This window comes from Helicobacter pylori (genome assembly GCF_001998165.1).
In the GTDB taxonomy this organism is placed as follows: Bacteria; Campylobacterota; Campylobacteria; order Campylobacterales; family Helicobacteraceae; genus Helicobacter; species Helicobacter pylori_DL.
This window is the reverse complement of the sequence record NZ_MTWR01000110.1, coordinates 1-405: the sequence shown is the minus strand read 5'-3', so window position 1 is coordinate 405 and position 405 is coordinate 1. Positions and strand designations below refer to the sequence as shown.

Annotated in this window: 1 pseudogene; it reads right to left on the bottom strand. The window is 41.5% G+C overall.

Features of this window, described 5'->3' with window-relative positions:
• Window positions 1-165: 165 nt before the first annotated feature.
• Window positions 166-405 (bottom strand): annotated as a pseudogene (locus tag BZK24_RS08400) (ATP-binding cassette domain-containing protein); the annotation flags it as partial.

Sequence of the window (405 nt, the reverse complement as noted above, 5' to 3'; positions counted from 1 at the left end):
CAACACAGCAGTGCGGGGTATTTGTTATGGGCGCAAATGACGATGGAGTGGGAGGCATGGGCGGCATGATGTAAGCCCCCTTGCTTTTCTTCTTCTCTTGATATAAAAGCTCTCTTTTTGGGGGCTTTTATTTGACAGAACCGCTCGCTTTTAAAAACAGCACTCCATTAAAACAAAATCCAACACGCTGAAATTGAACGCATAATATTCCACTTGAGGGATATAAGCGATCAATTTGGCTTTTTCATAAGGCTTTAAGGGTAAAATATCTTTGTTACACGCCTTGATTTCGGTTTCTTCTAAAGGCTTCAAAAGCCCTAAAAGGCATTTTAAAAGCGTGGTTTTACCCGAGCCATTAGGCGCTAAAATGCTTGTGATGCTGTTTTTTGGCACGCTAAAACTCAA